The sequence below is a fragment of the Janthinobacterium sp. TPC_1 genome (genome assembly GCF_056037845.1).
Genome location: NZ_CP195157.1, coordinates 5,223,588 through 5,244,911 on the forward strand (window position 1 = coordinate 5,223,588; position 21,324 = coordinate 5,244,911).

At 62.4% G+C, this 21,324-nt stretch carries 16 protein-coding genes, 1 tRNA gene and 3 pseudogenes; 10 read left to right on the forward strand and 10 right to left on the reverse strand.

Going from position 1 to position 21,324, the window contains the following annotated elements:
• From vioC to ACQVLG_RS25445, 5 genes and pseudogenes are all read left to right on the forward strand, one after another.
• A complete protein-coding gene (gene vioC, locus ACQVLG_RS25425; protein WP_230539591.1) occupies window positions 1-1,290 on the forward strand; it encodes an NADP-dependent violacein biosynthesis oxygenase VioC in 1,290 nt (429 codons plus the stop codon).
• Window positions 1,290-2,408 (forward strand): flavin-dependent violacein biosynthesis monooxygenase VioD, encoded by a 1,119-nt coding sequence (gene vioD / locus ACQVLG_RS25430; protein WP_230539590.1) that lies wholly within the window; start codon window positions 1,290-1,292, stop codon window positions 2,406-2,408. Before vioC ends, vioD begins: the two co-directional genes overlap by 1 nt.
• 10 nt (window positions 2,409-2,418) lie before the next feature.
• The gene (gene vioE / locus ACQVLG_RS25435; RefSeq protein ID WP_474291630.1) at window positions 2,419-3,000 is read left to right on the forward strand and encodes a violacein biosynthesis enzyme VioE; all 582 of its coding nucleotides are present in this window, start codon (window positions 2,419-2,421) and stop codon (window positions 2,998-3,000) included.
• Between the two features lie 138 nt (window positions 3,001-3,138).
• Window positions 3,139-3,579, forward strand: a pseudogene (locus ACQVLG_RS25440) (MFS transporter); the annotation flags it as partial.
• A complete protein-coding gene (locus ACQVLG_RS25445) occupies window positions 3,534-4,229 on the forward strand; it encodes an MFS transporter (protein ID WP_474291631.1) in 696 nt (231 codons plus the stop codon). The pseudogene ACQVLG_RS25440 and the gene ACQVLG_RS25445, both read left to right, overlap by 46 nt.
• A 118-nt stretch (window positions 4,230-4,347) precedes the next feature.
• On the opposite strand, the gene ACQVLG_RS25450 is transcribed toward ACQVLG_RS25445, so the two are convergent.
• The 4 genes and pseudogenes from ACQVLG_RS25450 to ACQVLG_RS25465 form a co-directional block, all read right to left on the reverse strand.
• Window positions 4,348-4,422 (reverse strand) — tRNA-Val (locus ACQVLG_RS25450).
• 81 nt (window positions 4,423-4,503) lie between these two features.
• A pseudogene (dnaQ, locus tag ACQVLG_RS25455) lies at window positions 4,504-5,222 on the reverse strand (DNA polymerase III subunit epsilon).
• Window positions 5,223-5,309: 87 nt separating this feature from the next.
• On the reverse strand, window positions 5,310-5,747 hold the full coding sequence (gene rnhA, locus ACQVLG_RS25460; protein WP_077405445.1) for a ribonuclease HI: 438 nt from the start codon (window positions 5,745-5,747) through the stop codon (window positions 5,310-5,312).
• Window positions 5,740-6,516, reverse strand: a complete 777-nt coding sequence (locus ACQVLG_RS25465; protein WP_474291632.1) for a class I SAM-dependent methyltransferase — start codon at window positions 6,514-6,516, stop codon at window positions 5,740-5,742. Before ACQVLG_RS25465 ends, rnhA begins: the two co-directional genes overlap by 8 nt.
• A 19-nt stretch (window positions 6,517-6,535) precedes the next feature.
• Between ACQVLG_RS25465 and gloB the strand changes: the two genes are divergently transcribed.
• Complete coding sequence (gene gloB / locus ACQVLG_RS25470; RefSeq protein ID WP_230539585.1) at window positions 6,536-7,345, forward strand: hydroxyacylglutathione hydrolase; 810 nt, start codon at window positions 6,536-6,538, stop codon at window positions 7,343-7,345.
• Window positions 7,346-7,425: 80 nt separating this feature from the next.
• Here gloB and aceB read toward each other — a convergent pair.
• Window positions 7,426-9,023 (reverse strand): annotated as a pseudogene (aceB, locus tag ACQVLG_RS25475) (malate synthase A).
• A 218-nt stretch (window positions 9,024-9,241) separates the two neighbouring features.
• On the opposite strand from aceB, the gene ACQVLG_RS25480 reads away from it, so the two are divergent.
• The gene (locus ACQVLG_RS25480; protein WP_474291633.1) at window positions 9,242-10,153 is read left to right on the forward strand and encodes a LysR family transcriptional regulator; all 912 of its coding nucleotides are present in this window, start codon (window positions 9,242-9,244) and stop codon (window positions 10,151-10,153) included.
• A 265-nt stretch (window positions 10,154-10,418) separates the two neighbouring features.
• On the opposite strand, the gene ACQVLG_RS25485 is transcribed toward ACQVLG_RS25480, so the two are convergent.
• From ACQVLG_RS25485 to ACQVLG_RS25500, 4 genes are all read right to left on the reverse strand, one after another.
• On the reverse strand, window positions 10,419-10,622 hold the full coding sequence (locus tag ACQVLG_RS25485) for a cold-shock protein (RefSeq protein WP_010398811.1): 204 nt from the start codon (window positions 10,620-10,622) through the stop codon (window positions 10,419-10,421).
• Between the two features lie 298 nt (window positions 10,623-10,920).
• The gene (locus ACQVLG_RS25490; protein ID WP_474291634.1) at window positions 10,921-11,283 is read right to left on the reverse strand and encodes an Hpt domain-containing protein; all 363 of its coding nucleotides are present in this window, start codon (window positions 11,281-11,283) and stop codon (window positions 10,921-10,923) included.
• Between the two features lie 21 nt (window positions 11,284-11,304).
• Window positions 11,305-11,955 carry a uracil phosphoribosyltransferase gene (upp, locus tag ACQVLG_RS25495; protein ID WP_010398816.1) on the reverse strand — a complete coding sequence of 217 codons (651 nt, stop codon included), beginning with the start codon at window positions 11,953-11,955 and terminating at the stop codon, window positions 11,305-11,307.
• A 144-nt stretch (window positions 11,956-12,099) separates the two neighbouring features.
• Entirely contained in the window at window positions 12,100-13,782 is a 1,683-nt protein-coding gene (locus ACQVLG_RS25500) for an isovaleryl-CoA dehydrogenase (RefSeq protein WP_474291635.1), read from the reverse strand.
• 397 nt (window positions 13,783-14,179) lie between these two features.
• Between ACQVLG_RS25500 and ACQVLG_RS25505 the strand changes: the two genes are divergently transcribed.
• Together ACQVLG_RS25505 and ACQVLG_RS25510 are read left to right on the forward strand one after the other, a co-directional pair.
• Window positions 14,180-15,919 carry a putative bifunctional diguanylate cyclase/phosphodiesterase gene (locus ACQVLG_RS25505; RefSeq protein WP_230539580.1) on the forward strand — a complete coding sequence of 580 codons (1,740 nt, stop codon included), beginning with the start codon at window positions 14,180-14,182 and terminating at the stop codon, window positions 15,917-15,919.
• Entirely contained in the window at window positions 15,916-17,412 is a 1,497-nt protein-coding gene (locus tag ACQVLG_RS25510) for an HDOD domain-containing protein (RefSeq protein WP_230539579.1), read from the forward strand. Before ACQVLG_RS25505 ends, ACQVLG_RS25510 begins: the two co-directional genes overlap by 4 nt.
• Window positions 17,413-17,486: 74 nt before the next feature.
• Here the strand turns inward: ACQVLG_RS25510 and aroC are convergent, their stop codons facing one another.
• A complete protein-coding gene (gene aroC / locus ACQVLG_RS25515; protein WP_046682932.1) occupies window positions 17,487-18,581 on the reverse strand; it encodes a chorismate synthase in 1,095 nt (364 codons plus the stop codon).
• 429 nt (window positions 18,582-19,010) lie between these two features.
• Here aroC and ACQVLG_RS25520 point away from each other — a divergent pair, with 429 nt between their 5' ends.
• Window positions 19,011-21,272, forward strand: a complete 2,262-nt coding sequence (locus tag ACQVLG_RS25520) for a putative bifunctional diguanylate cyclase/phosphodiesterase (protein WP_230539578.1) — start codon at window positions 19,011-19,013, stop codon at window positions 21,270-21,272.
• The last annotated feature ends 52 nt before the right edge of the window (window positions 21,273-21,324 follow it).

A 21,324-nucleotide genomic window follows, 5' to 3' on the forward strand; every position in this document is an offset into this window, starting at 1 on the left:
ATGCATAAAATCATTATCGTCGGCGGAGGCCTGGCAGGTAGCCTCAGCGCCATTTATCTGGCGCAACGGGGACACGATGTCCACGTCATCGAAAAGCGCGGCGATCCGTTGCTGAAAAATGCCGCAAACACCGATCCGGTCAACTCGCGCGCCATTGGCGTGAGCATGACGGTGCGCGGCATCAAGGCCGTCCTGGGAGCGGGCATCAGCAAACAGGAACTCGACCAGTGCGGCGAACCCATCGTCGGCATGGCGTTCAGCGTGGGCGGCCGGCACCGGATACGCGAGCTGACCCCGCTCGAAGGCCTGTTTCCCCTCTCGCTGGACCGCACGGCCTTCCAGCGCCTGCTGAACCGGCATGCCGTCAAGCACGCGGTGAAGTATTACTTTGAGCATAAATGCCTGGATGTCGACCTGGAAAGAAAGATTGTGCTGATCCAGGGCCAGGACGGCACCGTGCAGCAGTTGTATGGCGACCTGGTCATTGGCGCCGACGGCGCCCACTCGGCCGTGCGGCGCGCCATGCAAAGCGGCATGCGCCGTTTCGAGTTCAAACAAAGTTACTTCCGCCACGGCTACAAGACGCTGGTGTTGCCGAACGCGGCGGACCTGGGTTTCCGGAAGGACTTGCTGTACTTCTTCGGCATGGATTCCAAGGGCCTGTTTGCCGGCCGCGCGGCCACCATTCCGGACGGCAGCATCAGCTTCGCCCTGTGCCTGCCCTACACCGGCACGCCCAGCCTGGGCACGCTGAACCGCGAAGCCATGGCCGACTTCTTCAGCCGCTACTTCGGCACCCTGCCGCCGGACCGCCGCCAGGAGATGCTGGACCAGTTCATGGCGCTGCCCAGCAACGACCTCATCAATGTCCGTTCCAGCACCTTCCACTACAAGGCCAATATCCTGCTGATCGGCGATGCGGCGCATGCCACCGCCCCCTTCCTCGGACAAGGCATGAACATGGCGCTGGAAGACGTCCACGTCTTCGTTTCCCTGCTGGAAAAGCACGGCAATGCCCTGGGCCCCGCCCTGTCCGAATTCACGCAGCAGCGCAAGGTGCAGGCGGACGCCATGCAGGACATGGCGATCGCCAACTATGAAGCGCTGAGCAATCCGAATCTGATTTTCTTCCTGCAGACGCGCTACACGCGCTACATGCACAAGAAATTCCCCCGTGTTTATCCGCCGGACATGGCAGAGAAACTGTACTTCACATCGGTTCCTTACGATGAATTGCAGCAAATCCAGAAGAAACAAAACGTTTGGTACAAACTTGGAAGGGTAAATTAATGAACATTCTCGTTATCGGCGCCGGCCCCGCAGGCCTGCTCTTCGCCAGTCAGATGAAACAGGCCCAGCCCGGCTGGGATATCCGCATTACGGAAAAAAACACCCCGGAAGAAGTGCTGGGCTGGGGCGTGGTGCTGCCGGGACGGCCGCCACGCCATCCCGCCAATCCGCTCTCTTACCTGGAGCAGCCGGAACGGCTCAATCCGCAGTTCCTGGAAGAATTCAAGCTCGTGCATCACGACCAGCCCAACCTGATGAGCACCGGCGTTACCCTGTGCGGCGTCGGACGCCAGGCCCTGGTGCAGGCCCTGCGCGCCAAGTGCGTGGCGGCCGGTATCGCCATCCGCTATGAAACGCCGCCGGCCGACAAGGCGCAGCTGGAATCCGAGTACGACCTGGTGGTGGTGTCGAATGGCGTCAATTACAAATCGCTGGACTTGCCGCCCGCGCTGGCGCCGCACATCGATTTCGGCCGCAACAAATACATCTGGTACGGCACCACCCAGCTGTTCGACCAGATGAATCTGGTGTTCCGCAGCAATGAGCACGGCATTTTCATCGGCCACGCCTATAAGTACTCGGACACGATGAGCACCTTTATCGTCGAATGCAGCGAAGAAACGTACGCCAAGGCGGGGCTGGAAGCGCTGTCCGAACGCGATGCCGCCGCTGCTATCGCCAACACATTCAAGGCCGAACTCGGTGAGCACGCGCTGCAGAGCCAACCGGGCCAGGGCTGGCGCAACTTCATGACCCTCAGCCACGACCGGGCCTGCGACGGCAAGTTCGTGCTGCTCGGCGATGCGCTGCAATCGGGGCATTTTTCCATCGGCCATGGCACCACCATGGCGGTGGTGGCTGCCCTGCTGCTGGTCAAGGTCCTCAATACCGAAGCCGGCGCGGCGGCCGCCCTGGACAGCTTCAATGCCCGCGCCATGCCCCTGATGCAATTGTTCAAGGACCACGCCAACAGCAGCCGCCTGTGGTTTGAAAGCGTGGGCGAGCGTATCGGACTGAGTAATGAAGAGCTGACCGCCAGCTTCGACGCGCGCCGCAAGGACTTGCCGTCGCTGCAGGAAGCGCTGATGGCAAGCCTCGGCTACGCGCTGGGCCGCTAAGGGAGATACCATGCCGACACACCTCGCCCCGCCGCTGCTGCCGCTGCAATGGAGCAGCGCCTATATTTCCTACTGGACACCGATGCAGGAGGACGACCAGGTCACGTCCGGCTATTGCTGGTTCGATTATGCCCGCAACATCTGCCGCATCGATGGCCTGTTCAATCCCTGGCCGGAAAAGGAGCATGGACACCTGCTGTGGATGTCGGAAATCGGCGATGCCAGGCTCGAACAAAGCCGCAAGCAGAAAGTGGCCTACGCGAGGCTGGCGCAGGCCACTGGCGAACAGCTGCAGGGCACGGCGCTGGCCGACGAGGTGACGCCGTTCCATGCCCTGTTCCTGCCGCAAGCGGTGCTGCTGGACGGCGGCGCGCGTCACGACGGCCGCCACTGCGTGCTGGGCCGGGAGGCGGACGCCTGGGTAGTCGAGCGGGCGGGCAAGCCGCCCTCGGTCTTTTACCTGGAGGCCGGCGGCAACCGCCTGCTGCGCATGATCACCGGCAACGACGCGCAACACCTGTCGGTACGCGACTTCCCCAACCTGTTTGTCGGCGACATTCCGGACAGTGTCTTTACGTCTTGCAACACCTGACCAGGCCAAGACGCGCGCCAGACCTGGCCCGTGTCTTAGTCATTACTCTTGAAGGATATTGCTATGCCGCTGGTTGTTTACATTCTGGGGTTGACGATCTTTTCGTTAACCACCTCCGAATTCATGGTGGCGGGCATGATGCCGTCGCTGGCCCTGGCCATGGACGAGCCTGTCACGCGGATCGGCTACCTGATCTCGCTCTACGCCATGGGCATGGTCATCGGCGGCCCGCTGAGCACCATCGCCCTGCTCAAGCTGCGCGTGCCGAACAAGCAGGGACTGCTGTGGCTGCTGGGCTTTTATATCGTCGCCCAATCCGTCGCCGCGTCAGCCACCAGCTATGACATCCTGGCCATCGCGCGGGTGGTCACGGGCGTGGCGGCCGCCACCTGCTTTGGCCTGTCCCTGGCGATCTGCGCAGACATCGTCGCTCCCGACGCGCGCGGACGCGCCGCCGCCGTCGTGATCGGCGGCCTCATGCTCGCTTCCGTGGTGGGCGTGCCGGTCGCTACGCTCATCGACCAGCACCTGGGATGGCGCGCCAGCTTCTGGCTGGTGGTGCTGCTGGCGCTCTTGTGTGCCTGCTGCTCATCACCGTGCTGGTGCCGCGCGCCAAGCCGTCCGAAGTCGTCAGCCTCGGCAAGGAACTGGGGGAGTTCCGCAACCGCCACCTGTGGGCAGCGTATGCCAGCAGCGGCCTCATCATCGGTGCGATTTTCGCGGCGTTCAGCTACTTCGCGGCCATCCTGACCGAGGTGACGGGCTTTCCAGCGTCCTCGATACCCTGGCTGCTGGGCGTCTACGGCGTCGCCAACGTGGTGGGCAATGGCGTCGTCGGCCGTTATGCGGACCGCTACACCACCCCCATCATGGCCTGGGGCATGGTTATCCTGAGCATCAGCCTGGCACTATTCGCCATCTTTGCGCACGACAAGACCATCAGCGTCGTCTTGCTGGTCATCACCGGCCTGGTGGGCATGTCGATGAATCCCGCCATCATCGCCCGCGTGATGAAAACCGCCCACCCCGGGCCGCTGGTCAACACCGTACATACCTCCGTCATCAACATCGGCCTGGGCGCCGGCTCATGGCTCGGCGGCCTCGGCATTGCCGCCGGCTATGGCCTGCGCTCCCCGCTGTGGGTCGGCGTCGCGCTGGCAGTGCTTGGATTCATCAGCTTGCTGCCCTACCTCGGGCACAGGTCGCGCGATTCGGTGCTGTCGCATTAGCGGCTGGCGGCGCGCTTGGCATTGCCAACCGTCCGTTAGCGCTATCTGCGTGCAATAAAAAAGCCGACCACATAATGTGTCGGCTTTAATATAAGTACTTGATTGTATTGCGAATTCTTGGTGGGAAGTGCAAGTTTCGAACTTGCGACCCCTGCAGTGTGAATGCAGTGCTCTACCCCTGAGCTAACCTCCCGAAGCGAGGCGAATTATCGCATAGGTGTTGCGGCATCTGCAAGGGCTGGCGGCAGGAAATTTACCATGCGCCGCTTTTTTCTCAGGCGGCCGCCGGGGGAGCCGTGACGGCAGTCCAGATGCACTGGCCTTTGGCGGCCTTGTCGAGGCCGGCGATGGTGGCTTCGTGGGCGGCCAGCTCGTCGGCCGTGGCGCTCTGGAAGATGACTTCGGCCAGAGGCACGATTTCCAGGGCGGCGCCGTCGGCGGCCACTTCCACTTCCTCTTCCATGCTGAGGCTGTTTTGCCCGCGCGTCATGGCCAGGTAGACGTCGGCCAGCAATTCGGAGTCGAGCAATGCGCCGTGCAGCTTGCGATGGGCGTTCGAGACGCCGTAGCGGTCGCACAGGGCGTCAAGCGAATTGCGTTTGCCGGGATGCATTTCCTTTGCTTGCACCAGGGTATCGATCACGCCGGCCACTTGTTCGTGGACCGGCGGCAGGTTCAGGCGCTTGAATTCCGCGTTGAGGAAGCCGATATCGAACGGGGCGTTGTGGATGATCAGTTCGGCGCCGGCGATGTAGGCGCGGAATTCGTCGGCGATTTCCGCGAATTTCGGCTTGTCGCTGAGGAATTCCGTCGTCAATCCATGGACGGCTAACGCGCCCTCTTCCGAATCGCGCTCGGGATTGATGTAGTGGTGGAAATTATTTCCCGTCAACATGCGGTTGTTCAGCTCGACCGACCCCCGATCTCCAGGATGCGGTCGCCCGTGCGCGGGTTCAGGCCGGTGGTTTCAGTATCGAGAACAATTTGACGCATGGCGGATTCATTCGTAAAAGCAAAAAGCGAAGGGCACAGTATAGCAAACCTGTGCCCTGCGATTACAACTAGCGACGTTGGCTGTGCTTACGCGCGCACGGTTTCCACGCCCAGGTTGGCCAACTGATCGGCCCGCTCGTTGCCCGGATGGCCATTGTGGCCACGCACCCAGCGCCATTCCACTTCATGCACGGCCTGGGCCGCGTCCAGCGCCTGCCACAGGTCGACGTTCTTCACGGGCGCCTTGGCCGCCGTTTTCCAGCCGCGCGCCTTCCAGCCGTGGATCCATTCGCTGATGCCCTTCTGCACGTACTGGCTATCGGTATACAGCACTACCTGACACGGACGTTTGAGCGCCGTCAAGGCTTCGATCACGGCTTTCAATTCCATGCGGTTATTCGTCGTATTCAGTTCCCCGCCGTAAATTTCTTTCTTGGCGCCATCGGCCACCATCAGCGCGCCCCAGCCGCCCGTGCCGGGATTGCCCTTGCATGCGCCATCGGCGTAAATCTCTACCTTATCCATCTTGCTGTTCCCGCCTTTTATTCGTGACCGGTGCGCCTGCGGGCGCCGTCGCCGGTTTTTTGGTCCACGCCGGACCGATCAAACGCATCCCTTTGACGCGCTTGATCGCCTGCACTATATACACTGCGCCCAGATATGGCCACCAGCGCGCACCGGCCTTGTCCATGAAGGCGTTGCGGCGCAGCCATTTTTCTGTCCTGCAGGCAGGTGCGTAGCAGCCGAAGTGGCTTTGGCTGACGCCCATGTTCAGCAATTTTAACCAGTCTTTCATGCGCGGCATAGAGATCAGTTCGCCAGCCCGCGGCAAGTAGTGGCGTCCCGTGATCCGCCCCAGACCCTGGCGCATGCCCCACAGGCTGGCCGGATTGAAGCCGCAGACGATCACGCGCCCTTCCGGGATCAGCACGCGCTCGACTTCGCGCAAGACCTGGTGCGGCTCGGCGGCAAATTCGAGCACGTGCGGCAAGACCACCAGGTCCAGGCTTTGCGAGTCGAACGGCAGCTCGTCGAAGGCCGACACGAGGGTCAGCCGGCTGCCCTGCGGCGATTGCGAAGGCAGGCGCGCATCGAGCAGCCATTTGTTCGGCATGCGGCTGGCGGCCAGCGCATCGAGCTGCGGCAAGCCGATCTGCACGGCGTTAAAGCCGAAGATATCGACGGTCAGGCTGTCGAGGCATTGCTGCTCCCAGGCACGCACGTACAGGCCGGCCGGCGTCTGCAACCAGCCGTCAAGCGCTATAATGGATTTTTCGGATGCCGCACTGTCCATTCAGTTTTCTCTTTTGCTCATGACACACTCCCCTGAACACGCTTTATCGGTACTTGCCGTGCCCGCCTTTGCCGACAATTACCTGTGGCTGATCCATGACGGCCGCCACGCCGCCGTGGTCGACCCCGGCGATGCGACGGCCATCCTCGATGCGCTGCAAGCCCATCAGTTGACCTTGTCCGCCATTTTACTCACGCACCACCACGCCGACCACACGGGCGGCGTCCCTGAATTGTTGCAGCATTTCGCCGTGCCCGTCTTCGGCCCGCGCAATGAGGCTATCACAGCCATCACGGAACCGCTTGCCGAAGGCGATGTCGCCCATGTGGCCGAGCTGGGCTTGCAACTGGCCGTCATCGACGTGCCCGGCCATACCAAGGGCCATATCGCCTATGTGCGCCAGCGCGACGAGCGCAGCGGCGCACCGTGGCTGTTTTCCGGCGACACCCTGTTTGCCGGTGGTTGCGGCCGCCTGTTCGAAGGCACGCCGGGGCAAATGGCCGATTCGCTGGGCAAGCTGGCCGCCCTGCCCGACGATACCGAGGTATTTTGCGCGCATGAGTACACCTTGTCCAATCTGCGCTTTGCCAACGCCGTCGAACCGGGCAATGCGGCCTTGCAGGAACGCATCGCCATCGACACGGAAAAACGCCAGCAAGGTTTAGCGACCGTACCGTCGACCATTGCCATTGAGAAGGCCACGAACCCCTTCCTGCGCTACCGCGAACCGGCGATCCTGACCAGCCTGAAGGTGGAAGGCAAGCTGGCCAGCGACGCTTCGCCCGTGGAAGCATTCGCAGCCTTGCGGATGTGGAAAAATAATTTTTAAGCTTATCCTTCCGCAATAAAAAATCCCGGCAGATGCTGATGGCATCGCCGGGATTTTTTTATGCGGTTATTTGATCAGGATCAGATTTCTTCGTACAGCGGCAAGGTCAGGAATTCGGCAAACGATTCCGACGTCGACATTTCCTCGAAGATCTGGCCTGCGCGTACATAGGTCGGACCGTTGCCGCCCGGCGCATCGCGCTGCACCTTGGCCAACTCTTCCGGAATCATGGCGCGCACCATCTCGGCCGTCACCTTGCGGCCGTCTTCCAGCACACCCTTGCTGGAGCGAATCCACTGCCACACTTGCGAGCGGCTGATCTCGGCCGTGGCCGCGTCTTCCATCAGGTTGTGGATGGGCACGCAACCATTGCCGGCCAGCCAGCTGCCCAGGTAGTGGATGCCCACGTTGATGTTGTAACGCAAGCCCGCTTCCGTAATCGGCGCTTCCGGCTGGAAGTTCAGCAGATCCGATGCTTTCACGTCGATGTCGGGACGCTGCTTGTCGATCTGGTTCGGCTTGTCGCCCAGCACTTTGGTGAACTCGCCCATGGCCAGTTCCACCAGGCCCGGATGGGCAACCCAGCCGCCGTCGTAGCCATCGGTGGCGTCACGCGCCTTGTCGTTGCGCACGCCGCCCATGGCGATGTCGTTCTTTTCCGGATCATTCTTGATCGGGATCAAGGCCGCCATGCCGCCGATCGCTGGCGCACCACGTTTATGGCACGTTTTCAGCAGCAGCAAGGCGTAGGCGCGCATGAACGGTGCCGTCATCGTGACCTTGGCGCGGTCGGCCAGGCAGAAATCCTTGTCCAGCTTGAATTTCTTGATGCACGAGAAGATGTAATCCCAGCGGCCCGCGTTCAGGCCCGAGCTGTGTTCCTTCAGTTCGTACAGGATTTCATCCATTTCAAACGCCGCCAGGATGGTTTCGATCAGCACGGTCGCCTTGATCGTGCCTTGTGGCAAGCCCAACTCGTTTTGCGTCATGACGAAGATATCGTTCCACAGGCGCGCTTCCAGGTGCGATTCCATCTTCGGCAAGTAGAAGTACGGGCCGGCGCCGCGCGCCAGCTGTTCCTTGGCGTTGTGGAACATGAACAGGGCGAAATCGAAAATGCCGCCGGAAATGCGCTTGCCGTCGACCAGCACGTGCTTTTCATCGAGGTGCCAGCCGCGCGGACGCACGACCAGGGTGGCGATCTTGTCGTTCAGCTTGTACGACTTGCCATTTTGCTCCAGCGAAATCGTCTTGCGCACGGCGTCGTACATATTGATCTGGCCCGTGATCTGGTTATCCAGTTCGGCGTGTTCGAGTCTTCGAAGTCCGTCATATAGCTGTCCGCGCCCGAGTTGAAGGCGTTGATGACCATCTTGCGCTCGACGGGACCCGTGATTTCCACGCGGCGGCATTCCAGCGCCTTCGGGATCGGCGCGATCTTCCAGTCGCCGTCGCGGATGTGCGCGGTTTCTGGCAGGAAATCAGGACGCTCGCCCGCGTCGAGGCGCTTGGCGCGTTCCACGCGCACGGCCAGCAATTGCTGGCGGCGCGGCTCGAATTCACGCGTCAGCTTGGCCACCAGCGCCAATGCGGCCGGCGTCAAAATCTGTTCGTAGCCGGGGGCGATGTCCCCCGTGATTTGCATGCCTTCGGGAAGTGCGATCGTGTTCTGCGTCATGAAGTTCTCCGGTTTTTAGTAAATATAAGCAAAAGTAATCTGGTGATCCAAGTATAAGCCGAACGATTACGCGGGCAAGCTGGGCAGAGGTGCAAAAACACTCTGCCAGGCGGCGCGCGTTTGTTCTATAGTATTGCACTATAAGGCATGGAAACGAGATTAAAAATCACTTCATCTATGCGTTTTTATCACAAGTGACGAGATAACGAGAGCATCTTATGGGCCAGTTCAGACAAATATCGACCTTCGTGGAAGTGGTGGCCAAGGGCAGCCTGTCGGCCGCCGCGCGCGCGGAAGGCATCGCGCCGGCCATGATCGGCCGGCGCCTCGATGCGCTGGAGCAGCGCCTGGGCGTCAAATTGCTGCAGCGTACGACGCGCAAGCTGGCGCTGACGAACGAAGGCGCCGCCTTCCTCGAAGATTGCCAGCGCATCCTGGGCGAGCTGGAAGAGGCGGAAGCGGCCGTGGCCGAGCGCAGCGTGAAGGCCAGCGGCCATCTGCTCATTTCCGCGCCGGCCGGCTTCGGACGCCAGCACGTGGCGCCACTGATTCCCTCTTTTGTGGCCGAGCACCGCGACGTGACGGTGTCGCTGAACCTGAACGACCGCCTCGTCGACCTGATCGGCGAAGGCATCGACGTGGCCATCCGCATCGCCAGCCTGTCCGATTCCTCGCTGGTGAGCACCAAGCTGGCCGATAACCAGCGCGTGCTGGTCGGCTCGCCCGCCTATTTGAAACGGGCCGGCACGCCGCGCATCCCGGCCGACCTGGCCAAGCACAATTGCCTGGCGATCAGCAGCGAAGGCAGCCAGCGGGGCTGGACCTTCCGCGAAAACGGCAAGAATGTGATTCTGAAAGTGGCGGGCAATATGGTCTGTAACGATGGCGAAGTGCTGCACGACTGGGCGCTGGCCGGCAAGGGCCTGGCGTGGCGCTCGATGTGGGAAGTCGGGGCGGAAATCGAATCGGGCCAGCTGGTGACGGTGCTCGATCAATTCGCTGCGCCAGGCAACGATATTTACGCCGTATTCGCCCAGCGCCGCCACTTGCCGCTGCGCATACGGGCGTTCGTGGATTTTTTGCGGCACTCATACTCACAGCCTGACTACTGGCGTGAGCGGCCAATCTAGATAGCGCCCAAGCCTAGACGTGGGTACGCAAGTCGGCGCAGGTCGGTGCAGGTCGGCTTAGCGCAGCGTAAACCGACACCAGCCCATACATCTTGCCAGCACCACCATTGTCGGCTTACGCGCAAGCGGCTAAGCCGACCTACACGGCGACGCAAGCACGCCGAAAAGAGCGCGCAGCCCACGCAAAACCCCTGCTTTACGGAAATTCAGGCGAAAAAAAATCCTCGGAGACCGAGGATTTCTTTATTTCGTTTGATCCAGCGTATTAGATTGGCTGAATGTTCGAAGCTTGCTTGCCTTTAGGGCCAGCGGTCACTTCAAAAGAAACGCGTTGGTTCTCTTGCAGGGACTTGAAGCCGTTCGACTGGATAGCCGAGAAGTGAGCGAACAGATCTTCGCCGCCTTCGTCAGGGGTAATAAAGCCGAAACCCTTCGAATCATTGAACCATTTTACGATGCCAGTTGCCATTACAATTTCCTATTTCAGTTAAGTTGGGCTTGCGCCCGTTATATCGTTTGAAGCAAGAAAGAAATGACAGACAAACTGCACTACTACCTCGAATCCAACGATGCCCAATTATACCAACAAAACTGAGAAAAACCATTCTTTCGCAAAATAAACTTGCGAACACTACTTTAATAGCCAAATCCCCGTCTTGCGGCGCCCTGTACCAGCGGCATGGACACACTATATCCTAATCTGCGACGCGGGTGCTTTGCGTTGCATCAAATGAATCATTGCAACCACATCGCTATGCCGCTGTCATTCACGCGCTGAAATGGGTGGCGCCCGCATCGCGCGAGGCCCAGGCCAAGAGCGCCGCCACTTGCGCCCGCACGGCAGGCCAGTCCGCCACCGCTTGCGCAGGGGCATTGAGCATGGCGCGCACCAGCTGTTCGATGCGCCGGCACTCCTGCCCCAGCGCGGCAAAGCCGAAGGTAGCGGCCGAGCCGGCCACCGCGTGCAGCGCGCGGTGCAGCTGCGTCAAGGGCTCCAGACGGGGGCCTTCGCTGTCGCAGCGGCCGCTTGCCTGCGCGATCGCCTGCATCAGGGCCGGCACGCCGGCCGCATATTTTTCATTCAGGGCGCGCAAACGCGCGCGAAAATCGGGGTCGATCAAGGTTGCCATCGCAATACTCGCCTGAATGACTTACTTGGTACCGAAGATACGGTCGCCGGCATCGCCCAGGCCCGGCACGATGTAGGCGTGGTCATCCAGGTGCGAATCGAGCGAGGCGCAGAACATCTTGACGTTCGGATGCGCATTCTGGAACACGGTCACGCCTTCCGGCGCGGCCACCAGGGCCAGGAAGATGATCTGCTCGTCCGTCACGCCACGCTTCTTCAGCACGTCGACGGCGTACACGGCCGAATTGCCTGTCGCCACCATCGGGTCGCACAGGATGAAGGTGCGCTCGTTCAGGTCCGGCAGGCGCACCAGGTATTCCACGGGCATGTGGGTGGCCGGGTCGCGGTACACGCCGATGTGGCCGACCCTGGCCGATGGCACCAGGTTCAGCAAGCCGTCGCTCATGCCGATGCCGGCGCGCAGGATGGGGACGATGGCCAGTTTCTTGCCAGCAATGACAGGCGCATCAATGGTCACCAGCGGGGTCTTGATTTCGCGCGTCGTCAGCGGCAGGTCGCGCGTGATTTCATAGCCCATCAGCAAGGTGATTTCCTTGAGCAATTCGCGGAAGGTGCGCGTCGACGTATCGTGCTCGCGCATGTGGCTCAGTTTGTGCTGGATCAAAGGATGATCGGTGATGAACAAATTCGGGAAGCGTGGATCTTGTTTCATATTATTTTTCTTTCTCTGCTCTGGCGCGCCGGCAAGCATGCACCGCAAGCGCGCCGTGTGTCGATAAAATGATGGATTGCAGCATTATCCCAGCCTGCAGCCCGCCTGTGGCCGGAATTTTCGAAATAATCGGTTTTATTGAAATCAATACTCGCGCAAGGCGCGCGCCAGGATGGCCGCGCAATCGGTGCCGGCCGGCAAGCGCCCATACGCGCCGCCCGGCGCCTGCGCCAGGCGCGACTGCAGGAAAGCCTGTGCAACGAACGGTGGCGCATGGCGCAGCAGCAAGGCTGCCTGCACGGCCAGCACGATGCGTTCGGAGAGTTGCCTGGCCCCAAACTCGTTCGTCTGCGGCCCGTCCAGGTCGGCCAGCAGGCGCGCGCGGTAATCTGCAAAGTCGGCGTGATCATCGCCGGCCAGCGCCAGCTCGGCCGCCAGGGCGTCGCGCGCGGCCGGCGACTTGCCGAAGGCACGCAAGACGTCGAGGCACATGACGTTGCCCGAGCCTTCCCAGATCGAATTGACGGGCAACTCGCGGTACAGGCGCGCCAGCGGCGCGTCTTCCACGTAGCCCGTGCCGCCCAGCACTTCCATGGCTTCCGCGCCGAAGCCGGGCCCCCGCTTGCAGATCCAGTACTTGCCGGCCGGCGTGAGCACGCGCGCCAGCATCGCCTGCCCTGCATCGTCCTTTGCATCGAAGCAGCGGGCCAGGCGCAGCGCAAACGCGGTGGCGGCCTCCGATTCGAGCGCCAGGTCGGCCAGCACGTTTTGCATCAACGGCTGCTCGACCAGCGGCTTGCCGAACACGGCCCGCTGGCGCGCATGGTGCAGTGCCTGCGCCAGGGCGGCGCGCATGATGCCGGCGCTGCCCAGCACGCAATCGAGGCGCGTGTGGCTGGCCATTTCCAGGATGGTGGGAATGCCGCGCCCCGGCTGCCCGACGAGCCAGCCGTAGGCATTGGCAAACTCCACCTCCGACGAGGCATTCGAGCGGTTGCCCAATTTATCTTTCAGGCGCTGCACGCGGATGGCGTTGCGGCTGCCGTCGGGCAGGTAGCGGGGCAGGAAGAAGCACGACAACCCTCCCTCCTCCGCCTGCGCCAGGATCAGGTGCGCGTCGCACTGCGGTGCCGAGAAAAACCATTTGTGGCCGACGATGCGCCAGGCGCCAGCAGCCTCGCCGCCGAACAGGGCTTGCGCCTCGGCCAGCGGTACGGGCACGGCGCGCGTGGTATTGCTGCGCACGTCGGAGCCGCCCTGCTTTTCCGTCATGCCCATGCCGATCAGGGCGCCCCGCTTCTGCTCAACGGGCAAGGAGCGGGGATCGTAGTCGCGCGACAGGATTTTCGGCAGCCAGCGCTGCGCGATTTGCGGCAGATCAAGGGCCTGGCGCAAGGCCGGCACCGAGGCATACGTCATCGTCACGGGACACTGCGTGCCGTTTTCCACCTGGCCTACTAATAGATAGGCGGCAGCGCGCGCCACCTGGGCGCCGGGACCGGGCGCTGCCCAGGGCGACGAATGCGCACCCGCGCCCACGAGGATGGCCATCAGTTCATGCCAGGCCGGATGGAACTGCACTTCATCGATGCGCCGGCCGGCCCGGTCGAACTGCTGCAGCTCGGGCGTGTGGATATTGGCCAGGCGCGCCAGCGCGTATGTTTCGGCGCGGCCCAGCTTTTCGCCCAGCGCGTCGAGTTCCTGCAGCGCCGCGCCGCCGCCCTCGCGCAGCAGCGCTTCGATCAGCGCCGGGTCGCAGGCGAACAGATTGACGTTTTCAAAGGGCGTGGCCTGGTTGAAAACTTCATGCGTGTCAAAGGCATTCATGGAGGTCTCCCGCGATTTGTTATCATGGCGCCCTTGCCGTCATTGGCGCACCGTCAACACCGTCTGCCAGCCAGACTAGCGTAAAGCGCATGGCGGGGCAAGCGCGCCAGTGGAAGCAGGCGCAGATAAATGTTTCCACGTGGAATGAAAATGCCTATATGTGTCGCGTAGCATGATTTTTTTCATGGAAGGCAGGAATATTTACAAAACCTGAAGCAATGTTGCTCTATTTCATGTAATCGGGTGCTTTTCAATGATACATTTCGTGTGGATCGCGTTCCGATAGCCGCCCTTCCGGCCCCTATGGCGCGCGTCACGCACGATGCACTCTTTCCGTTGGCGCCCTGCCCTGCAGCGAGCGCCGGCACTGATAACAAAAAAGGTAAAAGCCAGCACGATGTTTTCCAGTACCCCATCCGCCGCCCACCGCGAGGCCCGCCACGAGTTGGACAACCTCATGGAAGAGGCAGGCGACGTCGTGTTCCGGCTCGATACGGACGGCCTGATCCTGTTCGCCAGCAAGCGCGCGGCCACCCTGTTTGCCGCGCCCTCTGGCCTGTCCGGCCATTTGCTGCTGCCGCTGGCCACCGAAGCGTCGCGCGCGGCGCTGCAGGCGGCGCTGGAAGACGCCCTGGAAGAACCGGGCCGCCTGGAAGTGCGCCTGCAGACGCCGGACCAGGAAATCTGGTTCGAGCTGCGCCTGTCTTCTTATATGAACGGGGAAGGCATCGCCGAATTGCTGGTGGTCGGGCGCGATACCTCGGCCCAGCACAATACGGAAGAACGGCTGCGCCACATGGCCACCCACGATGCGCTGACCGGCCTGCCGAACCGCCTGCTGCTGTCCGACCGCATCCGCATGGTGATCGCCCAGGCCGCGCGTTCGGGCCAGGGTTTTTCGGTCGCCACCATCGGCCTCGATGGCTTTAAAAAGGTCAACGATGGCCTGGGCCACCCCGTCGGCGACGCCGTGCTGCGCCTGGCCGCCGCGCGCCTGCGCAAGACCCTGCGCGACAGCGATACCCTGGCGCGCGTGGGCGGCGATGAATTCGTCGCCGTGCTGCCCGGCAGCGCCACCGACGCGCAGATCAAGCTGGTGACGGGCCGCCTGCTGGCCACCCTGCAGGCGCCGTTCGAAGTCGATGGCCACACGATCTACGTGGGCGCCTCCGTCGGCGTATCGATCTATCCGCTGCACGCGGAAGATGAAGTGCGGCTGGTGGCGCTGGCCGATGCGGCCATGTCGCGCGCCAAGGAAACGGGCAAGGCCCGCTGCCTGGTCTACAGCCCGCGCCTGAATGGACCATCGGAACACGATATTTCGCTGGAAGCGGCCATGTTCCACGCCGTGCGCGAAGGCGAATTCCTGCTGTTTTACCAGCCCATCGTCGATGCTCACACGCGGCAGATCCAGGGTTTCGAAACCCTGATGCGCTGGAAGCACCCGACCCTGGGCCTGGTGCCGCCCGTGCGCTTCATCCCGATCGCCGAGGCGAATGGCCTGATCAACCTGCTGGGCGCCTGGGCGCTGAAGGCGGCCTGCGTGCAGCTCAAGCAGTTCCAGGAAGTAGCCAGGCGGCCGTTGTACATCTCCGTCAACATCAGCCCGCGCCAGTTCCGCAACGACAAATTCCTCGACGTGCTCGATGACGCCATCGCGTTTTCAGGACTCTCGGGCGAACACCTGGTGCTGGAAATTACGGAAGGCACGCTGATGATCGACCCAGTGCATGCGGAAACCATCCTCGTCAAGATGACGGAGCGCCGCGCGCGCATCGCCATCGACGATTTCGGCACCGGCTATTCTTCGCTCGCGTATCTGAAGCGCTTCCCCATTTCCGTGCTGAAGATCGACCGCACCTTCATCAAGGACTTGCCCGAATCGAGCAAGGACGCAGCCATCTGCAACACGATTCTCGACCTGGCCAAGCATTTGAATTTGTCCGTGGTGGCCGAGGGCGTGGAAACGGAGGAGCAGATGCACTTCATGGAGTCGCGCGGCTGCCAGTACGTGCAAGGCTACCTGACGGGCAAACCGATGCCGGCCCACGCCGCGCTATCGGCCTTGAGCGACAAAACCTATGCGGCGCTGGTGCCCACGCCGTCTGCCAATGAACAGCGCGGAGGGGTGCAATGAATCCAGGTCATTTCACGGTACCGACACAACTCGGCAAAAACACTCTGGACCTGCTGTGGGCGCGCACGCGGCAGCAGGGCGACATGCCCGGCTTCGCGAAAGCCATCAGCGCCATCCTCGGCGCCATGCGCGGCGAGGATGACCACGAATTCGACATTACGCAAACGGTGCTGTCCGACCCTGTCCTCACGCACAAGGTGCTGCGGCTGGCCAACAGCGGCATGTATTCGGCCTTCGGCCAGCGCGTCAACACGGTCTCGAAGGCCGTGCTGGTGCTCGGCATCGACGCCATCGGCCACTTGGCGCTGGGCCTGAAACTGATCGAGGAACTGTCGCAGGCGTCGCCCGATTCCGTCAGCGCCCATGTGGAAATGGAAAAGGCCGTGCTGGCCGGGATGGTGGCGCAGCAGGTGGCCACCAGCGCCGGCAGCCTGCAGGCGGAGCAAGCCGTCGTCTGCTCCATGCTGCACACCCTGGGCCGCATGATGGTGACGTTCTACATGACGGATTTCTGGGCACGCATGCAGGCGCATGCGGGTCCCGGCAACGAGGCGGCCGCCGCGCGCGAAATCCTCGGCCTGTCGCTGCCGGAAGTGGGCTATGCCACGGCCGCCCACTGGGGCTTGCCGCAGCACCTGATCAACGGCATGCGTCCGATGGACCCGTCGCCCGACAACGCGCCCGTCAGCGGCGCCGACTGGATGGCGGGCCTGTCGACCATGGCGGCGCGCTGCGCCGACTCGCTGTGGCATGACGATGCGGCCGGCGCGGCGCAGGTGCACGCGCTGATCGACGACTACGCGGGCACCCTGGGCATCGCCGCCACCGACCTGGTGGTGGCGGTGGACAAGGCGAAGATGATGGCGGCGGCCGACCTGTCGATCGCACCGCTGTCGAAACCGGCCGAACGGCGCGCGCGCCAGCTGGCCTCGACGCGCATGCGCGCCGAAGGCAACCGCGTGCTGATCGGCGGCCTGGCCGACCTGCGCGGCGCCATCGGCAGCGCCAGCCCGGGACAGATGGTCTCGATGGCACTCGAAACGCTGCACCAGGGCTTCGATTTTTCGCGCTCGGTGGCGTTCGTGCGCAACCACAGGGACCATTTGTATTCGGCGCGCATCAGCATGGGCGAAGGCATGGCCGACCTGCAGGACCTGATGGTGTTCGGCGACGCGTATGAGCCTAACGTGTTCCACGCGGCCCTCAACAGCGACCGCGTGATCTTCATCGACAATGCGCGCGACCCGAAATTCGCCGCCAAGCTGCCGCAATGGTGGAAAGCGACCCTGTCGGAAGCGCGCAGCTTCGTCGTGCTGCCCCTGTCGGCCAACGGCCACCCCACGGGATTTTTATACGGCGACTGGGACGACAGCTTCCCGCCGATTCAATTGAACCAGACGGAGTTCAACCTGATCAACGATATCCGGGCGTTATTGGTGCAGTCGGTGGAGATGCGGCATCAATTGGAATTGGTGGCGAATAAAGTAGCATAAAACCCGCCCCCAACGGCAGAACTGCCGGGGTCGGACCTTAAAGGTCCGACCCCGGATCTTGCCTCTCGGGTCAACTATTTCAGCTTCGGCGTACTCACGCTGACATCGCCGCACTGCGCGCGGTGCATCAGCGCGTGGTCGATCAGCACCAGCGCCAGCATGGCTTCGGCGATCGGCGTGGCGCGGATGCCCACGCAGGGGTCGTGGCGGCCGAAGGTTTCCACCATCACGGGATTGCCCTCTTTATCGATCGAGCGGCGCGGCGTGCGGATCGACGAGGTCGGCTTGATGGCGATCGACACGCTGATATCCTGCCCCGTCGAGATGCCGCCCAGTACGCCGCCGGCGTTATTGCCGATAAAACCTTCCGGCGTCAGTTCGTCGCCGTGCTCGGAACCCTTTTGCGCCACCGAATCGAAGCCGGCGCCGATTTCCACGCCCTTGACGGCATTGATGCCCATCATGGCGTAGGCGATGTCGGCGTCGAGCTTGTCGTAGATGGGCTGGCCCAGGCCGACGGGCACGTTTTGCGCAATCACGTCGATGCGCGCGCCGATGGAATCGCCGTCGCGGCGCAACTGGTCCATCGCTTCTTCCATGCGCGCGATCAGGTCCGCGTCGCCGCTGGCGGCAAAGAAGGGGTTCGCATGCACGTGTTCCCACGACTGGAACGGCACGGGAATGTCGCCCAGCTGGCTCATGCAGCCCTTGAAGGTGGTGCCGTACTGCTGCAGCAGCCATTTCTTGGCGATCGCCGCCGCGCCCACGACGGGCGCCGTCAAACGCGCCGACGAGCGCCCGCCGCCGCGCGGGTCGCGCACGCCGTATTTGTGCCAGTACGTATAGTCGGCGTGGCCGGGGCGGAAGCTTTCCGCGATATTGCCGTAATCCTTGCTGCGCTGGTCTTCATTGCGGATCAGCAGCGCGATGGGCGTGCCCGTCGTCACGCCCTGGTACACGCCGGAGAGGATTTCCACCGTATCCGATTCCTGGCGCTGCGTCACGTGGCGCGAAGTGCCCGGCTTGCGGCGATCCAGCTCGGGCTGGATATCGGCTTCCGACAGGATCAATCCCGGCGGACAGCCATCGATCACGCAGCCGATGGCCGGACCGTGCGATTCGCCGAAAGTGGTAACAGTAAACAGCTTGCCAAAAGAATTGCCGGACATAGTAGGAAGTGTGAGGACTGGAAAACTCAATTCTACCAGCCTGCGGGGCTGGCCATGCCGCTAATGCCGCGGCAAGGCCCGATATTGCCCCACCCGTCTCGCCATTTTAAAATCCCGTGTATTTTTTCATATAAAAAACACCAGATATGAGTTGCAATCATGCAATCCAGGAAATATTGCTCGACGGAATAGATTTAAAAAAACATTTTGCTTATTAAATAGCTATATACTTGGATGAAAGCGCGCCCACAAAATCCGATGCCAAGCCGGATACTGGCTGCGCCGAGAGCACGTCACAAAATGCCCAGGGCTAGGCGTCGTTGCCGAAGACAGTATGCAAGTACAAGTACGGTAAGGGCAACGCAACAACGCCATGGGCTTTTTTGACGCGCTCGTAAAAAATATCGAGTCATCCTGGAGAAGCTATACATGCCCGCACCGATCATCCCCCTTGACGCCAACAAGGACGATCACGACGACCTGGTATTCCTCGATGAGCAACCAGCGGCGCCGCTGGCCGTCGCACCGCGCAGCGTCTGGCGGGTGATGATCATCGACGACGATGAAGACGTCCACTCCACCACCACTTTCGCCCTGGGCAACCTGGAAATGCAGCACCGCCCGCTGGAATTCGTGCATGCGTATTCGGCCGGCCAGGCGCGCGAACTGCTCAAGCATGAAGACGACATCGCCGTCATTCTGCTCGACGTGGTGATGGAGCAGGATGACGCGGGCCTGCACCTGGTGCGCTACATCCGCGAAACCCTGAAAATGACGGATGTGCGCATCATCCTGCGCACGGGGCAGCCCGGCTATGCGCCGGAAATCGACGCCATCCGCGATTTCGACATCAACGACTACAAGACCAAGTCCGAGTTGACGCGCATCAAGCTGTTCACCACGGTGACGGCGGCGATCCGCTCGTATGAGCAGATCCGTTCGATCAGCAGCAGCCGGCGCGGCCTGGACCGCATCGTCCACGCCAGCACGCAGCTGATGGCGCTGCACGGCGTGCAGAACTTCTCGGCCGGCGTGCTGGCGCAAATCGCCGACCTGCTGGGCATCCGCGCCGACGGCGTGCTGTGCGTGCAGGATTTGCAGGACAATGGCAGCAAGGAGCTGCTCGTCTCGGCCTGCACGGGCAGCTTTTCCAGCCTGCCGCACAGCGCCCTGTGCGGCCTGCAAAACCCCCGCGTGATGGCGGCCATCGAGCACACGCTGGCGCAGCGGCGCAACGTGTACGCGCACGACTACGCCACCCTGTACTTCGCGGGCAAGGCCAGCCGCGACGCGGCCGCCTACCTGGTGCTGCCGCGCCCCCTCTCGGCCATCGATGAAAGCTTGCTGGAAGTGTTCTGCAGCAACGTCGCCGTGGGCCTGGACAACGTCGAGCTGGTATCGCACCTGCACAATGCCGCCTTCTACGACCAGTTGTCGAAGCTGCCGAACCGCACGCGCCTGGTGGAAATCCTCGACGCCACCCTGGCCGGCCCGGCGCGCGACGATGCCACGCTGTCGCTGGTCGACCTCGACCACTTTGCCGAAACCAACGACGCGCTGGGGCACCAGTTCGGCGACATGCTGCTCGTCGCCGTGGCGGGCCGCCTGCAAACCCAGCTGGGGCCGCATCTGACGGTGGCGCGCCTGGGCGGCGACATCTTCTGCGTGCTGGGCGACTCCTCGCAAGTCAATCCAGCCAATATCCTGGCCCTGTTCCAGGCCCCGTTCTGCATCGACGGCCAGGATGTGCAGCTGTCGGCCACCCTGGGCCTGGTGCGCCTGGGCGAACATGCGGGCACGGGCGCCGACGCGCTGAAGGATGCCGATATCGCCCTGAAACGGGCGAAAAGCCAGCAGCGGGCCGGGCACTTCTATTTTTCGCGCAGCATGGGCATCGAAATCCGCGAAAGAGTCCGCATGATGCACGCGCTGCGCACGGCCTTCAGCCAGGACCAGCTGTTTGTGGTGTATCAACCGCAGATCGACCTGACCACGCGCCGCCCCGTGGGCGCCGAAGCGCTGCTGCGCTGGCAGACGCCGGACGGCAAGTTCATCTCGCCCGACCGCTTCATCCCGATTGCCGAGTATTCAGGCATCATCATCGACCTCGGCGAATGGGTGCTGCGCACGGCTTGCCGCGAACTGGTGCTGCTGCGCGAACAGGGCCACCGCAATTTCGTCATGTCCGTCAACGTGTCGCAAGTACAGTTCCGCCACCCGCTGTTCCTGGAAATGCTGCGCGCCGCGCTGGAAGAGACGCAGGCGCCGCCCGAGTTCATCGAACTGGAAATCACGGAATCGATGGCCATGGAAGAGCCCGATTTATTGATCAAGATGTTGTGGCAGATCAAGCAAACGGGCGTGAGCATCGCCATCGACGACTTCGGCACGGGCTTCTCGTCGCTGTCCTACCTGCAGCGCCTGCAAGTGGACCGCCTGAAGATCGACCGCGCCTTCGTCACCGAGATCACGGGCTCCGCGCGCGGCAGCAGCATCGCGGAAATGGTCATCCAGCTGGGCCGCAACCTGGGCCTGGCCGTGATCGCCGAAGGCGTGGAAGACGAGCGGCAAGCGCAGATCTTGCAATCGCTGGGCTGCCCCATGGCGCAAGGCTTTCTGTTCGCCCGCCCCATGACGGCAGCGGCGCTGGGCAGCTGGCTGAACAACGAGGCGCTGCAGGGGGCGGCGTAGGCGCCGGCTTGCATTCACAATGCAAAACGCCGGCAGTTGCCGGCGTTGTTTT